This window comes from Ramlibacter sp. AN1133 (assembly GCF_037890035.1).
Classification (GTDB): domain Bacteria; phylum Pseudomonadota; class Gammaproteobacteria; order Burkholderiales; family Burkholderiaceae_C; genus Ramlibacter.
The window spans coordinates 22,058-39,986 of the sequence record NZ_JBBKTQ010000035.1 but is presented as its reverse complement, the minus strand read 5'-3'; the positions used below and the strand labels follow the sequence as shown (position 1 = coordinate 39,986).

Here is a 17,929-nt window from a genome sequence, read left to right as displayed (position 1 = left end):
GGCCGAGCGGGGCTCATGCGGCCTGCGGAGTCTTCTTGAAGAGGTCCCGGAAGACGGGGAAGATCTGCGCCGGCGTCACGATCTTCTGCATGGCGAAGTGCGGGTTGGCGTCACGCACGCGCGTGTACTCCTCCCACAGGTTCTGGTCTTCGTCGGCCACCTGCACGTAGGCGTAGTAACGCACCAGCGGCAGGATCTTGTTGTCCAGCAGCTCCCTGCACTTGGACGAATCCTGCTGCCAGTTGTCGCCGTCCGAGGCCTGGGCCCCGTAGATGTTCCATTCGCTGCCCATGTAGCGGGCGCGGATGATGTCGTTCATCATCGTCAGCGCACTCGACACCACCGTGCCGCCGCTTTCCGTGGCGTGGAAGAATTCGTCTTCGGTCACTTCGGCCGCCTGCGTGTGGTGGCGGATGAACACCACCTCGGTCTTCTCGTAGTGGCGCGAGAGGAACAGGTACAGCAGGATGAAGAAGCGCTTGGCGAGGTCCTTGCGGGATTCGTCCATGGAGCCGGAGACGTCCATCAGGCAGAACATCACCGCCTTGCTGGTGGGCATGGGCTCGCGCACGCGGTTGCGGTAGCGCAGGTCGAACGGGTCCAGCCAGGGCACGCGCTTGAGCTTGGCGCGCAGTTCGGCCACCACTTCCCGCAGCACGGCGAGATCCTTCTCGGGATCCCCGCGCTTCTCGGCCTCGTCGAGCAGCCGGATCGCACGGCGCAGCTCGAGGCGCGAATCGCCGCCCATCGCGATGCGGCGCGCGAGGCCCGTGCGCATGGAGCGCACGATGTGCAGCGCGCTCGGGCTGCCCTCGGACACGTAGCCGGCGCGGCGGTACTTCCACTCCGGCACGTCGGCCAGCAGTTGCGTGCGGATCATGCGCGGCAGGGCCAAGTCGTCGAAGAAGTAGTTCATGAACTCTTCGCGGCTGATCCGGAAGACGAAGTCGTCCTCGCCCTGTCCGTCCTGGGAGGCGCCCTGCCCGCCCGAGCCGCCGCCGCCCCCGCCCTGCGGCCGCTGGATGCGGTCGCCGCGGACGTATTCCTCGTTGCCGGGGTGCACCAGTTCCCGGCTGCCGCCGGGCGCATGGCCGAAGGTGGGCTCGGACACGTCCCGCTTGGGCAGGGTGATGTCCGCGCCTTCCTCGATGTCGCGGATGCTGCGGTCGCCCACCGCCTTGCGCACCGCTTCCTTGATCTGCTCCTTGTAGCGGCGCAGGAAGCGCTCGCGGTTGCCGATCGACTTGTTCTTGCCCGAGAGGCGGCGGTCGATGACCTGGTGGAGCATGGACCGCTCGCCACCGCTTTTGTTGGTCACTGGGCGGTCCCTCCTGTTTGGTTGACGCGCCCGGGCTTCAGGAGCTCTTGCGCACGCGCAGGTACCACTCGCACAGCAGGCGGACCTGCCGCTTGGTGTAGCCCTTCTCGACCATGCGGTTGACGAAGTCCTCGTGCTTCTTCGCCTCGTCGGCCGAGGCCTTGGCGTTGAAGCTGATGACGGGCAGCAGTTCCTCGGTGTTCGAGAACATCTTCTTCTCGATCACCGTGCGCAGCTTCTCGTAGCTGGTCCACACCGGGTTCTTGCCGGCGTTGTTGGCCCGCGCCCGCAGCACGAAGTTGACGATCTCGTTGCGGAAGTCCTTCGGGTTGGACAGGCCGGCCGGCTTCTCGATCTTCTCGAGTTCGGCGTTGAGCGCCGCGCGGTCGAAGATCTCGCCCGTGTCCGTGTCGCGGAACTCCTGGTCCTGGATCCAGAAGTCGGCGTAGGTGACGTAGCGGTCGAAGATGTTCTGGCCGTATTCCGAGTAGGACTCGAGGTAGGCCGTCTGGATTTCCTTGCCGATGAACTCCGCATAGCGGGTGGCCAGGTGTTCCTTGATGTACGAGAGGTACTTCTGCTCGGTCTCGGCCGGGAACTGCTCGCGCTCGATCTGCTGCTCGAGCACGTACATCAGGTGCACCGGGTTGGCCGCGACTTCGTTGCTGTCGAAGTTGAACACCTTCGAGATGATCTTGAAGGCGAAGCGGGTGGAGATGCCCGTCATGCCCTCGTCGACGCCGGCGTAGTCGCGGTATTCCTGGTAGCTCTTGGCCTTGGGGTCGGTGTCCTTGAGGTTCTCGCCGTCGTAGATCAGCATCTTGGAGAAGATGCTGGAGTTCTCCGGCTCCTTCAGGCGGGTGAGCACCGAGAACTGCGCCATCATCTTGAGCGTGCCGGGCGCGCAGATGGCGTCCTTGAGCGAGGAGTTCTGGATCAGCTTCTCGTAGATCTTGACTTCCTCGGTGACGCGCAGGCAGTACGGCACCTTGACCACGTAGATCCGGTCGAGGAAGGCCTCGTTGTTCTTGTTGTTCTTGAATGCCTTCCACTCGCTCTCGTTCGAGTGGGCCATCACGATGCCGTCGAACGGGATCGCGCCGAAGCCTTCGGTGCCCTTGAAGTTGCCTTCCTGCGTGGCCGTCAGCAGCGGGTGCAGCACCTTGATCGGCGCCTTGAACATTTCCACGAATTCCAGCAGGCCCTGGTTGGCCAGGCACAGGCCGCCGGAGTAGCTGTAGGCGTCCGGGTCGTCCTGGGCGTAGCTCTCGAGCTTGCGGATGTCGACCTTGCCGACCAGCGAGGAGATGTCCTGGTTGTTCTCGTCGCCCGGCTCCGTCTTGGAGATGGCGATCTGCCGCAGGATGGACGGGAAGCGCTTGACGACCCGGAACTTGCGGATGTCGCCGCCGTATTCCTCCAGGCGCTTGACGGCCCACGGCGACATGATCTTCTGCGTGTAGCGGCGCGGGATGCCGAACTGCTGCTCCAGCAGGGGGCCGTCCTCGTCGTTGCTGAAGAGGCCCAGCGGCGACTCGTTGACGGGCGACCCCTTGATCGCGTAGAACGGCACCTGCTCCATCAGCTGCTTCAGGCGCTCCGCGATCGAGGACTTGCCGCCGCCGACGGGGCCGAGCAGATACAGGATCTGCTTCTTCTCTTCCAGGCCTTGCGCGGCATGGCGGAAGTGCGAGACGACCTGTTCGATCGGTTCCTCGAGGCCGTAGAAATCCTTGAACGCCGGGTAGACCCGGATGACCTTGTTGCCGAAGATCCGCGAGAGGCGGGAATCATGGCGCGTGTCCACCATTTCCGGTTCGCCGATCGCGGCCAGCATGCGCTCTGCGGCAGTCGCGTACGTGAGCGGCTCCCTCTTGCAGAGTTCGAGGAATTCCTCGATCGACAACTCTTCCTCGCGCTTCTGTTCGTAGCGCGTGAGGAAATTGCGGACGACGTCCATGAAGCCTCCTTCGTTAGCGGACTGCAGCGTCAGGCGCTGGTGCGGGGATCACTGTACTCCAGAGCCTCGAAAACCGATGATCCAGCCCTGTAGGCCAAACGCCGACTTCACTGTAGGTGAACGGTAGATAAAAACAAGGGGCGGAATCGCTAGGACGCACCGTCGCCGACATGTAAACGACAGTGTGCATTTGCCCTCGTGAGGCGGCATTCCGCGAGCTGCAATGCAGGTGGTCCATGCCTCCCTCAATGCAAGTCACGGGCCCGCCGTTGACGCCATGCGTCGGTCCGTGCGTATCAGCTTGTCTTCGTCACCTTGCGCAGGTGCGGCGGGCGGTCCGGGTCGTTGCCGCGGGCGCGCGCCAGGGCTTCGACCATGGGGTAGAAACTCTGGATCGCGCAGACGGGATCGAGCTCCGGCGAGTCGCTTTCGACCAGCAGCAGGTTCGCCTGCGGTGTCCCCGGTGGTGCGGCCAGCAGCACGCGTGCACCACGAGAACGCATGGCCTGCGCCAGTTCGAGCAGGCCGGCCTGCGCGGGCCCGCGCGGCGCGAACACGAGCAAGGGATAACCCTCCTCGATCAGGCGCATGGGGCCGTGCTGCACCTCCGCGCCGGAGAAGGCCTCGGCCTGGATGCCGCAGGTCTCCTTGAACTTCAGCGCTGCTTCCATGGCGACGGGCAGGCCGAGGCCGCGGCCGATCACGAACAGGCGGTCGGCCTCGCCCAGCACGTCGAGCGCTGTCGTCCAGTCGGCGGCGCAGGCGCGCTCCATCGCCTGCGGCAGCCGGCGCAATGCGGCGCCCAGTGTGGCATCGTCCTGCCAGGACGTCACCAGGCGCGCGCCGGCGACCAACTGCGCGATGAAGCTCTTGGTGGCCGCGACGCTGCGCTCCTGTCCGGCATGCAGCGGGAACAGCCATTCGGCGGCGCGTCCCAGCGGCGAATCGGGCACGTTCACGAAGGCGCACGTGGTCGCACCGCACTGGCGGAAATACTCCGTGGGGCCGACCAGGTCGGGGCTCTGGCCGGACTGCGAGAAGGCGAAGGAGGCCAGGCCCTCGCAACGGATCTGCGACTGGTACAGCGTGACCAGGGACATCGGCATGGACGTGACCAGCCGGCCCAGGCGCGCCATCACGAGGTAGGCCGCGTAGTGCGCGGCATGGTCCGAGCTGCCGCGGGCGATCGTCAGCAGCGATGCCGGCGGCTGCTGCCGCAGCCGCGCGCCGAACGCCTGCCAGCGCTCGCCGTCCTCGCGCAACTGGCGCGCCACGGCCTGCGGCGCTTCGCGCGCCTCATCGAGCATGCGGGACATCGATGGAACCTCCTTCGACGAAGACTTGCTGCACGCGCAGGTCGCGATCGAGCACGACGACGTCGGCCCAGGCACCGGCGGCCAGCCGCCCGCGGTCGGCCAGGCCGAGGAAATCGGCGGCATGCGTGGCGAGCCGGCGGGCGGCATCGGGCAGCGGCACGCCGATCACGTCGACCAGGTTGCGCAGCGCGCGGTCCATGGTGAGCGTGGAGCCGGCCAGCGTGCCGTCCGCCAGGCGCACGCCGCCCAGGCACTTGGTGACCGGCTGGCGCCCCAGCTTGTATTCGCCATCGGGCATGCCGGTGGCAGCCGTGGAGTCGGTCACGCAGTACAGGCCCGGGATGCAGCGCAGCGCCGCGCGGATCGCGCCGGGATGCACGTGCAGCAGGTCGGGAATGATTTCCGCGTACTGCGCATGCGCGAGCGCGGCGCCCACCATGCCGGGCATGCGGTGGTGCAGCGGCGTCATCGCGTTGAACAGGTGGGTGAACCCGCGCGCGCCGCGCTCCAGGGCCTGCACGCCGTCTTCGTAGGTGCCGAGCGTGTGGCCGGCCTGCACGCGAAAGCCCGCGGCCACCAGTCCGGCGATCGCGTCCATGTTGCCGGGCACTTCGGGCGCGAGCGTCAGCAGCCGGATCGGCGCCAGCGCATCGAGCTCGCGCAGTTCGGCCAGCGACACGGGCCGGGCGAAATCCGGCTGCGCGCCCAGCTTGCCCCGGTTGATGTAAGGGCCTTCGAGGTGCATGCCCAGCACGCGGGCCGCCCCGCTCGCGCCGGCGCGGCACAGGGCACCGACCGCTTCCAGCGAGACCCGCAGGTCCTCCACCGGCGCCGTCATCGTGGTGGCCAGCAGCGCCGTGGTGCCGTGTTCGGCGTGCTGGCGCGCCACCTGCAAGGCCGCGTCGCCGCCTTCCATGATGTCGCGGCCGGCGCCGCCGTGCACGTGCAGGTCGATGAATCCGGGCAGCAGGAACGGGCCGGCGTTGTCTCGCACGGCTTGCGGATCGACCGGCGAACCTTCGACGGCTTCGATGCGGCCATCGGCGGCGATGCGAAGGGTGCCATCCACGGCCCCCGCGGGCGTCAGGATGCGGCCCTGCACGCTGCGCGTCACAGCGCCTCTTCCGTCTCTCGAAGCAGCCGGCGCGCGAGCGTCAGCGCGCCTTCGGCGGCGCCGGCCTTGGCCGTCACCACTCGGCTACGGAGCGCGGGACGCATGCGCGGTGCCAGCCGTTCGCCGATGCTGCCGGCGATCACCACCGGCAGCCGCCCGCGCGGATCGATCGCCAGCGCGAGATCTTCCAGCGCGGTCGTTGCCTCCTGCAGCATGCGGGCCGCGACCGGATCGGTCGCCTCGCATTCGAACACCGCGCGCGCGAGCTGCGCGTACTCGAACTGGCCCGAAGCCTGGCACCACTCCTGCAGGGTTTCGCGTTCGTCGCCGCAATGCATCCACACGCGGCGCGCGAGCGGGCTCGCGTTCGCACGGCCGTCGAATGCGGCCAGGCCATGGCGCACGGCCTGCAGGCCGAGCCAGCCGCCGCTGCCTTCGTCATCCACGCGGAAACCCCATCCGCCGACTGTAGCGCGGCTGCCGTCGGCGCGGAGAGCTTCGGCGATGCTGCCGGTGCCGGCAATGACGATCACGCCCGGCTGGCCGCCGTGGGCGCCCAGCAGCATGGTGAAGGAATCGGTTTCGGCGTCGAGCCGCGCGAAGCCGGGATCGGCGGCGAGGAAGGCTTCCCGCCACGGCGCGTGGCTGACGCCGGAAAGGCCGGCGGCCAGCGCGCAGCGCTTCCAGGCGGGCACGGCCAGGTGTGCGCCTTCGAAGGCACGGCGGACCGCGGCCTGGACGTTGTCCCAGGCCTGCGGGATGCCTTGACCGAGCGCGGAGGGGCCTGCCGCTCCGGTGCCCACCGTCTCGCCACGGACGCGCTGCACGATGGCGCGAGTGCCGCTGCCGCCGCCGTCGATGCCGATCAGGTAGTCCACCATCCGAATAGGTCCCCCCTCCCTCCACTGGCTGTTCGCCTTGTTGGACACCGCTGGGCGACGCGAGTTGCAGCTCAGGCGCGTGGGCCGGCGCGCCGTCCGCGCGTCGGATGCGACGGACGCGCCGGCTAAGCTACGCGCATGCCCGCGCCCCTCGCCTTCCATTTCGACTTCATCTCGCCCTACGGTTACTTCGCGAGCCTGCGCATCGAGGACCTGGCCGCGCGCTGCGGCCGGACCGTCGACTGGCGGCCCATGCTGCTCGGCGTGAGCGTGCTCAAGGTGATGGGCCTCAAGCCGCTGCTGGACACACCCCTGAAGGGCGACTACATCCGGCGCGACGTGCTGCGCTACGCGCGGCGGCACGGTGTGCCCATAGGCCGCGACCTCAACGCGCCCGTCGGCAATCCGCTGCCCGCGGCGCGGGCGTTCTGCTGGGTCAAGCGCCATCACCCCGCGTTGGAAGCGGCCATGGCGCATGCGCTGTACCACGCGATCTGGGCCGAGGGGCGCGAGCTGTCCACGCCCGAGGCCGTGGCCGCCATCGCCTTGCCGGGTGGGCTGGCTCCGGCCGCGGTCGCCGAAGCGACGGCCGGCGAGGAAGCTGCCAGGCTGCTGCGCGATGCGGTCTCGGCGTCGATCGAGGGCGGCATCTTCGGCTCGCCGACCGTGGTGGTGGACGGCGAGCCGTTCTGGGGAGTGGACCGGCTGCCGGACGTGGAGGAGTGGCTGCGCTGCGGCGGCTGGTGAGTCAGGCGAGGAAGCGGAACCGGGTCTCCACCGCGATCGCGCCGAGCGCGTCGCGCAGGCGCTGCTCCAGCTGCGCGTCCGCCGCGCCGCGGATGGCCGCATCGGCGACGAACCCTCCCCCTTTCTCGCCGACCCGCACGTCGACCTGCACGCCGGGCGCCGCGCCTGCGAAGACTTCGCGCAGCTTCAGTTCGATCGCCTGCACGCGCAGCGCCGGCTTGTAGACCTTGCCCACCGCGGTGGTCGGCAACGCGTCCAGCACGACCAGGCGTTTCGGCACGGCGGGCCGCTCGTACACATCCGGCGCCACCTGCGCCAGCAGTGCCTCGGCGGTCACCTGCGCTCCGGGCTTCAACATGACGAACGCGGCCGGCACCTCGCCGGCATGGGCATCCGGCTCGCCCACCACCGCGCACATGGCCACGGCCGGATGCGCGAGGAAGGCGTCCTCCACCAGGCCGGGGTCGATGTTGTGCGAGCCGCGGATGATCACGTCCTTGGCGCGCCCGGTCACGTGCACGTAGCCCTGCGCGTCGACGTGGCCCAGGTCGCCCGAGACGAGCCAGCCCTGCTCGAACATGCCCGCGTTGCGCGCGGCGTCGGTGTAGCCCGGGCTCACGTGCGGCCCGCGCAGCACCACGATGCCGGTCTCGCCCGCCGCGCATTGCTGCTCGGTGCGCAGGCTGTCGCTCCAGGGCACCACGCGCACCTCGGTGTAGGGCAGGCGCAGGCCCGCGGAGCCGGGCACGCGCGGCGCATGGAAGGGTTCGATGGAGACCAGCCCCGCGCATTCGGTCATGCCCAGGATGTTGCGCACCGCGATGCCCAGCGTGTTCTCGAAGCGCAGCGCGAGTTCCGTCGGCAGCGGCGAGCCGCCCGTGTACGCGACCCGCACGCGCGAGATGTCGGCATCCACCTCCAGGTTGCACAGGTTGGCCAGGATGGTCGGCACGCAGGCCAGCGCCGTCACCTGCTCGCGCTCGCAGAACTTCCAGTAGTTGCGCAGGAAGGCCGCGTTGCGCATGCCGCTGACGGTCGGCAGCACCTGGGTCGCGCCGATGGCCAGCAGCGCCAGCCCGTAGACGAAGGCGCCGGCGACGTGGAACAGCGGGAAGCCGTTGATCTCCACCGTGCGCTCGTCGAAGCCGTAGAAACGGTGGGCGAACCAGGACGTGTGCGCCTCGTTGCCATGCGTGTGCTGCACCAGCTTGGGCGCGCCGGTGGTGCCGCCGGTGTGGAACAGGGCCGCGACGCGGTCCGGCGCGAGCTGCGGCTCGAAGGCGAGCACATCGCTTTCCCGTGCCAGCGCCTCTTCGAAGCCGTCGCCGATGCGCAGCACGGTGCGTCGTTCCAGGCCGGGCACCTTCCGCACCGCCGACCACACATCGAGCTCCGCGTTCGGCCCGAGTGCGACCACGACCTTCGCGCCGCTCGCATCCAGCAGCGCCGCGATGTGCTCCGGCTGCAGCATGAAGTTGATCGGGCAGGCGCGGCCGGCGAGCTGGGCGCCCCACAGCGCGTATTGCGTGGACGGGATGTTGGGGGCCAGGATCGCGACGGCGTCCTGCGGGCCGACGCCGAGGCGGCGGAACAGGTTGGCGGCGCGGTGGACCTGCGCCAGCAGCTGCGCGTAGGTGATGCGCTGGGGCTGCGTCGCCAGTTCGCCGTCCGGCAGGTAGGTGAACGCCGTGCGAGCGCCGAACTGCTGCGTCGCGCGGGCGATCAGGCCGTAGGTCGTGCGCGCCGGGATCGCCTCCTCGTAGGGCGTGCGCTCCAGCGCCTCGATGTCCGCCAGGCTGCGGAACGTCACGGGAACAACCTCCGCGCGGTGCGCTCCGGTTGGTCGCGCCTGCGGGCGGCCGTGCGGCGCGAGCTCATGCCAGCCCCAGCAGGCGCACCGCGTTGCCCTTCAGGATGCCGGGCATCACTTCCGGCTTGAAGCCGGCCTCCTGGAAATCCTTCATCCAGCGCTCCGGGGTGATCAGCGGGTAGTCGCTGCCGAACAGGATGCGGTCCTTCAGCAGCGTGTTGGCGTACTGCACGAGCTGCTTCGGGAAGTACTTGGGGCTCCAGCCGGAAAGGTCGATCCACACGTTCGGCTTGTGCGTCGCCACGGAAAGCGCCTCGTCCTGCCATGGGAAGCTGGGGTGCGCCATCACGATCTGCATGTCCGGGAACGAGATCGCCACGTCGTCCAGGTGCATCGGGTTGCTGTATTCCAGCCGCAGCCCGCCGCCGCAGCGCATGCCCGAGCCGATGCCGCTGTGGCCGGTATGGAAGATGACGGGCATCCTGTGCGCGGCGATCACCTCGTAGATCGGCCAGGCCATCTTGTCGTAGGGATGGAAGCCCTGCACCGTGGGATGGAACTTGAAGCCCTTGATGCCTTCGTCCCGGATCAGGCGCTCGGCCTCGCGCGCACCCATCTTCCCCTTGTGCGGATCGATGCTGGCGAAGGCGATCATCATGTCGCTGTTCTCGCGCGCGGCCTGGGCGATCTCCTCGTTGGGGATGCGGCGGCGGCCCAGGTTCGATTCGCTGTCCACGGTGAACATCACCAGGCCGATCCTGCGTTCGCGGTAATAGGCGACGGTCTCCGCGATGGTGGGCCGCCGGTTGGAGCGGAAGTACTTGTCGGCGGCGCGGTCGTACTCCTCGCCGTAGTTGTCGAAGGGGTTCCAGCAGCTGACTTCGGCGTGGGTGTGGACGTCGATGGCGATGAGGTTGGCGTGGTCCATGGGAGGCGCGTCTTCGGGCGGTGATTTCGGCAGGCGGCTAGGGTAAGTCCTAGGCGCCCACCTGTTGTTAATCGTTATCCCGCATAACCATAATCGCGGCACTCGCCGAACACACCATGACCGCCTCCCAAGACATCCAGCTCGAGATCGACGGCGACATCGCCATCGTGCGCCTCAACCGCGCGGCCAAGCGCAACGCGCTGTCGGACCGCCTCGTGCTGGCCGTGCGCCACACCTTCGAGAACCTGCCGGACACCGTGCGCGCCGCGGTGCTGGACGGCGCCGGCGAGCACTTCTGCGCCGGCCTCGACCTCTCGGAGCTGAAGGAGCGCGATGCCGGCGCCGGCCTGCACCACTCGCGCATGTGGCACGCGGCGCTGGAGGAAGTGCAGTACGGCCCGGTGCCGGTGGTCGCGGCGCTGCACGGCGCGGTGGTCGGCGGCGGGCTGGAGCTGGCCGCGGCCTGCCACATCCGCGTGGCCGACACCACCACCTTCTACGCCCTGCCCGAAGGCGCGCGCGGCATCTTCGTGGGCGGCGGTGGCGCGGTGCGCATCCCGCGCCTGATCGGCGCCGCCCGCATGGCCGACATGATGCTGACCGGCCGCGTCTACCAGGCGGAGGAAGGCGAACGCGCCGGCTTCGCGCAGTACCTGGTGCCGGCCGGGGAAGCTTTCACCCGGGCCGTCGCCATCGCCAGGCGCGTGGCCGAGAACGCGCCGCTGACCAACTACGCGCTGATGCACGCGCTGCCGCGCATCGCCGAACAGCCGGCCGACCAGGGCTTCCTCACCGAGGCGCTGATGGCGGCGATCGCCCAGAGCGCGCCCGAGGCCAAGCAGCGCGTGCGCGACTTCCTCGAAGGCCGCGCCGCGAAAGTCGGCAAGTCCTGAACAGGCCGCCAGAGCCCAGGAGGAGACATGAGGAGCCCGATCATCCACATGCCGGCGCCGGCGAGATACCGGCCGCTGCGCTTCGGCGTCACGCGCGCCGTGCTGCGTGACGGCGCCGACGGCGTGCGCTACCTGCGCGGCGAAGGCGAGTTGCAGCCCCACGCGCAGCGCATGACGGACCGGCTGGTGCACTGGGCCGAGACGCAGCCGGCGCGCATCTTCATGGCGCGCCGCCAGCGCCATGAAGACGGCAGCACCGGCGAGTGGCAGGCCATCAGCTACCGCGAGGCGCTGGAGCGCGCGCGCAGCATCGGCCAGGCACTGCTCGATCGCGGCCTGGACGCCGAGCGGCCGGTCGCGATCCTGAGCGAGAACTCGCTGGAGCACGCGCTGCTGGCGCTCGGGTGCATGGTCGTGGGGATCCCGCACTGCCCGGTGTCGCCCGCCTATTCGCTGGTCAGCCAGGACTTCGACAAGCTGCGGCACGTGCTGGCCACCCTCACGCCGGGGCTGGTGTTCGCCTCGGACGCGCGCTACGCCAGGGCGATCTCGGCGGCCGTGGGACAGGACATCGAGGTCGTGCTGGCCGAAGGCGGCATCGAGGGCCGCGAGGTCACCCCTCTGTCGCAGCTCCTGCGCACGCAGCCCACCGCCGCCGTCGAGGCCGCGATGCACGCCACCGGCCCGGAAACGATCACCAAGTTCCTGTTCACCTCGGGCTCCACCAAGTTGCCCAAGGCGGTGATCAACACCCACCGCATGTGGTGCGCCAACCAGCAGCAGATGCGGCAGTCCATGCCCGTGCTGGCCGAGGAGCCGCCGGTGCTGGTCGACTGGCTGCCGTGGAACCACACCTTCGGCGGCAACCACAACGTCGGCCTGACGATCTACAACGGCGGCACGCTGTACATCGACGACGGCAAGCCGACACCGGCGCTCATGAACGAGACGCTGCGCAACCTGCGCGAGATCGCGCCCACCGTCTACTTCAACGTGCCGACCGGCTTCGAGGCCATCGCCCACGCCATGAAGGCCGACCCGGTACTGCGGCGCAACCTGCTGTCGCGCGTGCGCATGTTCTTCTATTCCGGCGCCGCGCTCGCCCAGCCGATCTGGGACCTGCTGCACGAGGTGCAGGAGGAGGAGATCGGCGAGCGCATCGTGATGGGCACCGGGCTCGGCATGACGGAGTCGGCGCCCTTCGCGGTCTTCGTCACCAACCCCGAAGTGCGCTCCGGCCACATCGGCCTGCCCACGGTGGGCATGGAACTCAAGCTGGTGCCCACCGAGGGCAAGACGGAGATCCGCTACAAGGGCCCCAACGTCACGCCGGGCTACTGGCGCAACCCCGAGGCGACGCAGGAAGTCTTCGACGAGGAAGGGTTCTTCCGCACCGGCGACGCCGTGCTCTGGATCGACGACAGCAACCCCGACCTGGGCCTGAAGTTCGACGGCCGCATCGCGGAGGACTTCAAGCTCGCCACCGGCACCTTCGTGAGCGTGGGCCCGCTGCGCGCGAAGATCATCGCCGCCGGCGCCCCGTACGTGCAGGACGCGGTGATCACCGGCCTGAACCGCAACGAGGTGGGCGCCCTGCTCTTCCCGACGGCCAAGGTCCGCAACCTGGCGCCGCACCTGCCCGCCGACGCTCCGCTGAAGGAAGTGCTGCAGAGCGCCGCGGTGGAGAACCACTTCCAGGACGTGCTGGATGCGCTGGCGCAGCAGGCCACGGGCAGCGCCAACCGGGTGGCGCGCATGGTCCTGCTGGACGAGCCGCCTTCCATCGACCGCGGCGAGGTCACCGACAAGGGCTCGATCAACCAGCGCGCCGTGCTCAAGCACCGCGACGCGCTGGTGCAGGCCCTGCACGACGACCGGCTGCCCTTCACGTTGAAACCCCGCAAGGAGAACCCATGAACATCCAGGGACAGGCCGCGCTGGTCACCGGCGGCGCATCGGGCCTGGGCGAAGCCACCGCGCGCGAGCTCGCCCGCATGGGCGCCAAGGTCGCCGTGCTCGACGTCAACCTCGCGCAGGCGGAGAAGGTCGCGGCCGACATCGGGGGCGTCGCCTGCCAGTGCGACATCACCAACACCGAAAGCCTGCAGGCCGCACTGGCCAAGGCGGCGGGCCAGCACGGCCCGGCCCGCATCCTGATGAACATCGCCGGCATCGGCACCGCCAAGCGCATCGTGCAGAAGGACGGCAGCGCCGCGCCGCTGGAGGAATTCGCCCGCGTCGTGAACATCAACCTGGTCGGCACCTACAACGCGAGCCGCCTGTTCGCGGCCGAATGCGCGAAGCTCGCGCCGCTGGAAGACGGCGAACGCGGCGTGATGCTGTTCACGGCCTCGGTCGCCGCCTTCGACGGCCAGGTCGGCCAGCAGGCGTACAGCGCCTCCAAGGGCGGGCTGGTCGGCATGACGCTGCCGATGGCGCGCGACCTCGCGCAGCACGGCATCCGCGTGTGTACCATCGCGCCGGGCCTGTTCGCCACGCCGCTGATGAAGCAGCTGCCCGAGGCGGTGCAGGAGTCGCTCGCGAAGTCGATCCCCTTTCCGCCGCGCCTGGGCAAGCCGGAGGAATTCGCGCAGCTCGCCTGCCACATCGTGACCAACACCCACCTGAACGGCGAGGTGATCCGCCTGGACGGGGCGCTGCGCATGGCGCCGCGCTGAAGGAAAGTGTCGGGGACAGTGCAGCGCGGCCGCTGGCCGCTCCTGACCAGTCCCGCGAAATCATCAACCTAGGAGACAAGAATGAAACTCGTACGCTCCCTGATCGCCGCGGCCGTCGCGCTGACGGCCGCCGCCAGCGCCCTGGCCGACATCAACGTCGGCGTCGTGATCCCGCTGACGGGCCCCGGCTCCGGCCTCGGCATCCCGACGCAGAACCAGCTGAAGCTGTTCCCCAAGCAGATCGCCGGCGAGAAGGTCAACCTGATCATCCTCGACGACGCCTCCGATCCGGGCAAGGCCGTGAGCAACACCCGCCGCCTGATCACCGAGGACAAGGTGGACCTGATCCTCGGCTCCTGCCTGACGCCCGTGGCCGCGGCCATGGCGCCCGTGACGGCGGAGAACAAGGTGCTGCAGATCGCCGCCTCGCCGGTGGGCGTGCCCCCGGGCCAGGACCACTGGCTGTTCCGCCTGCCCCAGGGCAACGACGTGATGGCGCACGCGATGTTCCAGCACATGAAGAAGCAGGGCGTCAAGACCATCGGCTTCCTGGGCTACACCGACGCCTACGGCGAGCTGTGGCTGAAGGCCGCGACGGCGGAGGCCGAGAAGAACGGCATGAAGATCGTGGCCGCCGAGCGCTTCGCGCGCACCGACACCAGCGTCACCGCGCAGGCCCTGAAGCTGGCTTCCGCCAATCCCGATGCGATGCTGATCGTGGCCACCGGCTCCGGCGCGGCGATGCCGGAAAAGGCCATCGTGGAGCGCGGCTACAAGGGCAAGCTGTACCAGACCCACGCGGCGGCGACGCCGGACCTGGTGCGCATCGGCGGCAAGGACGTCGAAGGCACCTTCGTGGTCTCGGGCCCGGCCGTGGTCGCCGAGCAGCTGCCCGAGAACCATCCCTCGCGCAAGCAGGCCATCGACTTCGTGACCAAGTACGAGAAGGCCGTCGGCGCCGGTTCGCGCAACCAGTTCGCCGGCCATGCGTACGACTTCGAGATCGTGATGGAGAAGATCGTGCCGGCGGCGCTGAAGAAGGCCAAGCCGGGCACGCCGGAGTTCCGCGCGGCGCTGCGCGACGCGATGGAAAACATGGGCCGCACGGTGTTCGCGCACGGCGTGATGAACTGGACCAAGGACGACCACTGGGGCTACACGAACGAGACCGGCGTGATGCTGAAGGTGCACGACGGGAAGTTCGTGGTCGAGAAGTAAGCGGCTTTTCTCCTTCCCCCTGAGGGGGAAGGCCGGGATGGGGGCACTCGGGCCTTCGTCGTCGCGCTGCGGCTGTTCGAGCGTCCGGAGCGCCCCCACCCCTGCCCTCCCCCGAAGGGGAGGGAGGAATACAGGAAACCCATGGACTTCTCCATCGCCAGCATCCTCGCGCTGGACGGCCTGACCAATGGCGCGGTGTATGCCCTGCTCGCGCTGGCCACGGTGCTCGTCTTCGCGGTCACGCGCGTGATCTTCATCCCGCAGGGCGAGTTCGTCGCCTTCGGCGCGCTCACGCTGGCGCTGTTCCAGACCGGCAAGGTGCCCGGCACCGTCTGGTTCCTGCTTGCGCTCGCCCTCGTGGCCGCGATTTCGGACGTGGTCGACGGCTGGCGCCATCACATGCCGCCCCGACGCATCTTCATGCAGGTGCTGCGCACGCTCGCCTGGCCGGTCGTCGCCTCGGCCCTGGCCATCTGGGCCGCGCCGCGCGGCCTTCCGCTGGCGGTGCAGGCCCTGCTCACGCTGGCCCTGGTCACGCCCTTCGGCTCCCTGATCTACCGCCTCGCCTACGAGTCGCTGGCGGACGCCTCGGTGCTGGTGCTGCTGATCGTCTCCGTCGGCGTGCACTTCGCGCTGGTGGGCCTCGGCCTGTTCTTCTTCGGCGCCGAGGGCTTTCGCAACCCCAGCTTCTGGGACCAGCGCTTTTCCGCCGGGGCACTGACGCTCAGCGGGCAGACGGTGATCATCTTCTTCGCCTCGCTGGCGCTCATCGTGCTGCTGTACCTGTTCTTCGAACGCACGCTCACCGGCAAGGCGCTGCGCGCCACCGCGGTCAACCGCGCCGGCGCGCGCCTCATGGGCATCTCCTCCAGCGCCGCGGGCCGCCTGGCCTTCACGATGGCGGCGCTGATCGGCGCCCTGTCCGGCCTGCTGATCGGGCCGACCACGACCATCTTCTACGACAGCGGCTTCCTGATCGGCCTCAAGGGCTTCGTCGCCGCCGTGTTCGCCGGCCTTGCGAGCTACCCGATGGCGCTGGTCGGCGCGCTGGGCGTCGGCCTGCTGGAAAGCTTCGGCTCGTTCTGGGCCAGCGCCTTCAAGGAGGTGATCGTGTTTTCCTCCATCCTGCCGGTGCTGCTGTGGCGCTCGCTGGCCGACCCCCACGCGGAGGAACACTGATGGAGAAGCAGGCCGACCCCCGAAGCGCCCTCTGGCCGCCTCCCCCTCAAGGGGGCGCCACCGATGGCCCGGCAAAGCCGGTTCCCTGGTGGCACGCGAAGGGCAGAGCTTCCCGGACGAACGCGGTCCGCCGCTTCGCCTTCGCGCTGTTCGCGCTCGCGATGCTGGTGCTCCCCGCGCTGCCGGTGCCGGACTTCTGGATCACGCAGAGCAACTACATCGGCCTCTATGCCCTCGTCGCGCTGGGCCTGGTGCTGCTCACGGGCGTGGCGGGCCTCACGTCCTTCGGCCAGGCCGCCTTCGTCGGCGTGGGCGCCTACACCGCCGCCTTCCTCACCGTGAAGCTGGCCGCATCGCCCTGGCTCGCGCTGCTGCTCGGCGTGGGCATCGCCGTCGTCGCCGCCCTGCTGCTGGGTGCGATCACCTTGCGCATGTCGGGGCACTACCTGCCGCTGGCCACCATCGCCTGGGGCCTGGTGCTGTACTACTCGATGGGGAACATGGACTTCCTGGGCAAGTACGACGGCATCCTCGGCGTGCCCACGCTCACGCTGTTCGGCCTGGACCTCGGCACCGGCCGCGGCCTGCACGTGCTGATCTGGGCGATGGCCTTGCTGGCGGCCTGGGGCTGCGCCAACCTGCTCGATTCGCGCCCGGGCCGCGCGATCCGATCGCTGCGCAGCGGCGCCACGATGGCGGAGGCGATGGGCATCTCCACCTTCCGGCACAAGCTGCTCGTGTTCGTGCTCGCCGCCGTGCTTGCCGCGGTGTCCGGCTGGCTGTTCGCCTTCTTCCAGCGCACGGTGAGCCCCAGCCCGTTCGCCATCGGCAAGGGGATCGAGTACCTGTTCATGGCGGTGCTCGGTGGCGTCTCCCACGTGTGGGGCGCCTTCCTGGGCGCCGCCGTGGTGAAGCTCACCGAGGACCAGCTGCAGGTGCTGCTGCCCAAACTGATCGGCACCAGCGGCAACTTCGAGACCATCGTGTTCGGCATCGTGCTGGTGGTGGTGCTGAAGTACGCGCCCGACGGCCTGTGGACCTTCGTCATCCGGCGCCTGCCGCGTGCCGACCGCAAGCGCGACTGGGAAGCCGCCGCACCCTTGCCGGTGCGCGCCAAGCCCGCGCGCGGCGAGCCGCTGCTGCAGGTGCAGGGCGTGCGCAAGCAGTTCGGCGGCCTCACCGCCGTCAACGACGTCAGCTTCGAGATCCGCGCCGGCGACATCGTGGGCCTGATCGGCCCCAACGGCGCCGGCAAGTCGACCACCTTCAACCTGATCACCGGCGTGCTCTCGCTCAGCGCGGGCGAGGTGCGCTGGCGCGGCGACAGCATCGGCGGCCTGCCCTCGCGCGAGATCGCGCGGCGCGGCATCTCGCGCACCTTCCAGCACGTCAAGATGATCCCCGAGATGACGGTGCTGGAGAACGTGGCCCTGGGCGGCTACCTGCGCGGCGCCAGCGGCGCCGTGCGTGCCATGCTGCGCCTGGACCGCGAGGAGGAGCGGCGCCTGTTCGCCGAGGCCGAGCGCCAGCTCGCGCGCATCGGCATGGCCGATCGCATGCACGAACTGGCGGGCAACCTCGCGCTGGGCCCGCAGCGGCTGATGGAGATCGCGCGGGCGCTGTGCACCGACCCGGCCCTGCTGCTCCTCGACGAGCCCGCGGCCGGCCTGCGCCACAAGGAGAAGCAGGCGCTGGCCGACGTGCTGCGCCAGCTGAAGGGCGAAGGCATGAGCCTGCTGCTGGTGGAACACGACATGGAATTCGTGATGGGGCTGACCGACCGCATCGTGGTGATGGAATTCGGCACCAGGCTGATGGAGGGCACGCCCGCCGAAGTGCAGGCCAGCCCGCAGGTGCGCGCGGCCTACCTCGGGACGGAGCACTGAC

Annotated in this window: 14 protein-coding genes; 7 read left to right on the top strand and 7 right to left on the bottom strand. The window is 69.3% G+C overall.

Annotation, left to right across the window (positions count from 1 at the left end; translation table 11 throughout):
• Positions 1-13: 13 nt before the first annotated feature.
• From WG923_RS28220 to WG923_RS28200, 5 genes are all read right to left on the bottom strand, one after another.
• The gene (locus tag WG923_RS28220) at positions 14-1,288 is read right to left on the bottom strand and encodes a YeaH/YhbH family protein (RefSeq protein WP_340354363.1); all 1,275 of its coding nucleotides are present in this window, start codon (positions 1,286-1,288) and stop codon (positions 14-16) included.
• A 67-nt stretch (positions 1,289-1,355) separates the two neighbouring features.
• The gene (locus tag WG923_RS28215; RefSeq protein WP_340354362.1) at positions 1,356-3,278 is read right to left on the bottom strand and encodes a PrkA family serine protein kinase; all 1,923 of its coding nucleotides are present in this window, start codon (positions 3,276-3,278) and stop codon (positions 1,356-1,358) included.
• Between the two features lie 296 nt (positions 3,279-3,574).
• Positions 3,575-4,585 (bottom strand): SIS domain-containing protein, encoded by a 1,011-nt coding sequence (locus WG923_RS28210; protein WP_340354374.1) that lies wholly within the window; start codon positions 4,583-4,585, stop codon positions 3,575-3,577.
• On the bottom strand, positions 4,575-5,708 hold the full coding sequence (gene nagA, locus WG923_RS28205) for an N-acetylglucosamine-6-phosphate deacetylase (RefSeq protein WP_340354361.1): 1,134 nt from the start codon (positions 5,706-5,708) through the stop codon (positions 4,575-4,577). The genes WG923_RS28210 and nagA overlap by 11 nt, the downstream gene beginning before the upstream one ends.
• Complete coding sequence (locus tag WG923_RS28200; RefSeq protein WP_340354360.1) at positions 5,705-6,589, bottom strand: BadF/BadG/BcrA/BcrD ATPase family protein; 885 nt, start codon at positions 6,587-6,589, stop codon at positions 5,705-5,707. Before WG923_RS28200 ends, nagA begins: the two co-directional genes overlap by 4 nt.
• 138 nt (positions 6,590-6,727) lie before the next feature.
• Between WG923_RS28200 and WG923_RS28195 the strand changes: the two genes are divergently transcribed.
• Positions 6,728-7,336, top strand: coding sequence for a 2-hydroxychromene-2-carboxylate isomerase (locus WG923_RS28195; protein ID WP_340354359.1), 609 nt, complete (start codon positions 6,728-6,730; stop codon positions 7,334-7,336).
• Position 7,337: 1 nt separating this feature from the next.
• Here WG923_RS28195 and WG923_RS28190 read toward each other — a convergent pair whose 3' ends face one another.
• Together WG923_RS28190 and WG923_RS28185 are read right to left on the bottom strand one after the other, a co-directional pair.
• Positions 7,338-9,146: an AMP-binding protein gene (locus tag WG923_RS28190; RefSeq protein ID WP_340354358.1), complete on the bottom strand. Its 1,809-nt coding sequence runs from the start codon at positions 9,144-9,146 to the stop codon at positions 7,338-7,340.
• Positions 9,147-9,210: 64 nt separating this feature from the next.
• The gene (locus WG923_RS28185; protein ID WP_340354357.1) at positions 9,211-10,074 is read right to left on the bottom strand and encodes an amidohydrolase family protein; all 864 of its coding nucleotides are present in this window, start codon (positions 10,072-10,074) and stop codon (positions 9,211-9,213) included.
• Between the two features lie 116 nt (positions 10,075-10,190).
• Between WG923_RS28185 and WG923_RS28180 the strand changes: the two genes are divergently transcribed.
• The 6 genes from WG923_RS28180 to WG923_RS28155 all read left to right on the top strand — a co-directional run bounded on the left by WG923_RS28180 (position 10,191) and on the right by WG923_RS28155 (position 17,928).
• The gene (locus WG923_RS28180) at positions 10,191-10,967 is read left to right on the top strand and encodes a crotonase/enoyl-CoA hydratase family protein (protein WP_340354356.1); all 777 of its coding nucleotides are present in this window, start codon (positions 10,191-10,193) and stop codon (positions 10,965-10,967) included.
• A gap of 27 nt (positions 10,968-10,994) precedes the next feature.
• Entirely contained in the window at positions 10,995-12,884 is a 1,890-nt protein-coding gene (locus WG923_RS28175) for a feruloyl-CoA synthase (protein ID WP_445322992.1), read from the top strand.
• Positions 12,881-13,645: an SDR family NAD(P)-dependent oxidoreductase gene (locus tag WG923_RS28170; RefSeq protein ID WP_340354355.1), complete on the top strand. Its 765-nt coding sequence runs from the start codon at positions 12,881-12,883 to the stop codon at positions 13,643-13,645. The genes WG923_RS28175 and WG923_RS28170 overlap by 4 nt, the downstream gene beginning before the upstream one ends.
• Positions 13,646-13,726: 81 nt before the next feature.
• Positions 13,727-14,863, top strand: a complete 1,137-nt coding sequence (locus WG923_RS28165; protein ID WP_340354354.1) for an ABC transporter substrate-binding protein — start codon at positions 13,727-13,729, stop codon at positions 14,861-14,863.
• A 141-nt stretch (positions 14,864-15,004) separates the two neighbouring features.
• Positions 15,005-16,042 carry a branched-chain amino acid ABC transporter permease gene (locus WG923_RS28160; protein ID WP_340354353.1) on the top strand — a complete coding sequence of 346 codons (1,038 nt, stop codon included), beginning with the start codon at positions 15,005-15,007 and terminating at the stop codon, positions 16,040-16,042.
• Positions 16,043-16,203: 161 nt separating this feature from the next.
• On the top strand, positions 16,204-17,928 hold the full coding sequence (locus tag WG923_RS28155) for a branched-chain amino acid ABC transporter ATP-binding protein/permease (RefSeq protein ID WP_340354352.1): 1,725 nt from the start codon (positions 16,204-16,206) through the stop codon (positions 17,926-17,928).
• Position 17,929: the final 1 nt, after the last annotated feature.

Bases quoted from the DNA above. Each gene is read 5' to 3' on its own strand.
- WG923_RS28185 (WP_340354357.1), bottom strand. From the start codon at position 10,074: ATGGACCACGCCAACCTCATCGCCATCGACGTCCACACCCACGCCGAA.
- WG923_RS28220 (WP_340354363.1), bottom strand. From the start codon at position 1,288: ATGCTCCACCAGGTCATCGACCGCCGCCTCTCGGGCAAGAACAAGTCG.
- WG923_RS28195 (WP_340354359.1), top strand. From the start codon at position 6,728: ATGCCCGCGCCCCTCGCCTTCCATTTCGACTTCATCTCGCCCTACGGT.
- WG923_RS28215 (WP_340354362.1), bottom strand. From the start codon at position 3,278: ATGGACGTCGTCCGCAATTTCCTCACGCGCTACGAACAGAAGCGCGAG.
- WG923_RS28155 (WP_340354352.1), top strand. From the start codon at position 16,204: ATGCTGGTGCTCCCCGCGCTGCCGGTGCCGGACTTCTGGATCACGCAG.
- WG923_RS28165 (WP_340354354.1), top strand. From the start codon at position 13,727: ATGAAACTCGTACGCTCCCTGATCGCCGCGGCCGTCGCGCTGACGGCC.
- WG923_RS28180 (WP_340354356.1), top strand. From the start codon at position 10,191: ATGACCGCCTCCCAAGACATCCAGCTCGAGATCGACGGCGACATCGCC.
- WG923_RS28200 (WP_340354360.1), bottom strand. From the start codon at position 6,589: ATGGTGGACTACCTGATCGGCATCGACGGCGGCGGCAGCGGCACTCGC.
- WG923_RS28160 (WP_340354353.1), top strand. From the start codon at position 15,005: ATGGACTTCTCCATCGCCAGCATCCTCGCGCTGGACGGCCTGACCAAT.
- WG923_RS28175 (WP_445322992.1), top strand. From the start codon at position 10,995: ATGAGGAGCCCGATCATCCACATGCCGGCGCCGGCGAGATACCGGCCG.
- WG923_RS28210 (WP_340354374.1), bottom strand. From the start codon at position 4,585: ATGCTCGATGAGGCGCGCGAAGCGCCGCAGGCCGTGGCGCGCCAGTTG.
- WG923_RS28170 (WP_340354355.1), top strand. From the start codon at position 12,881: ATGAACATCCAGGGACAGGCCGCGCTGGTCACCGGCGGCGCATCGGGC.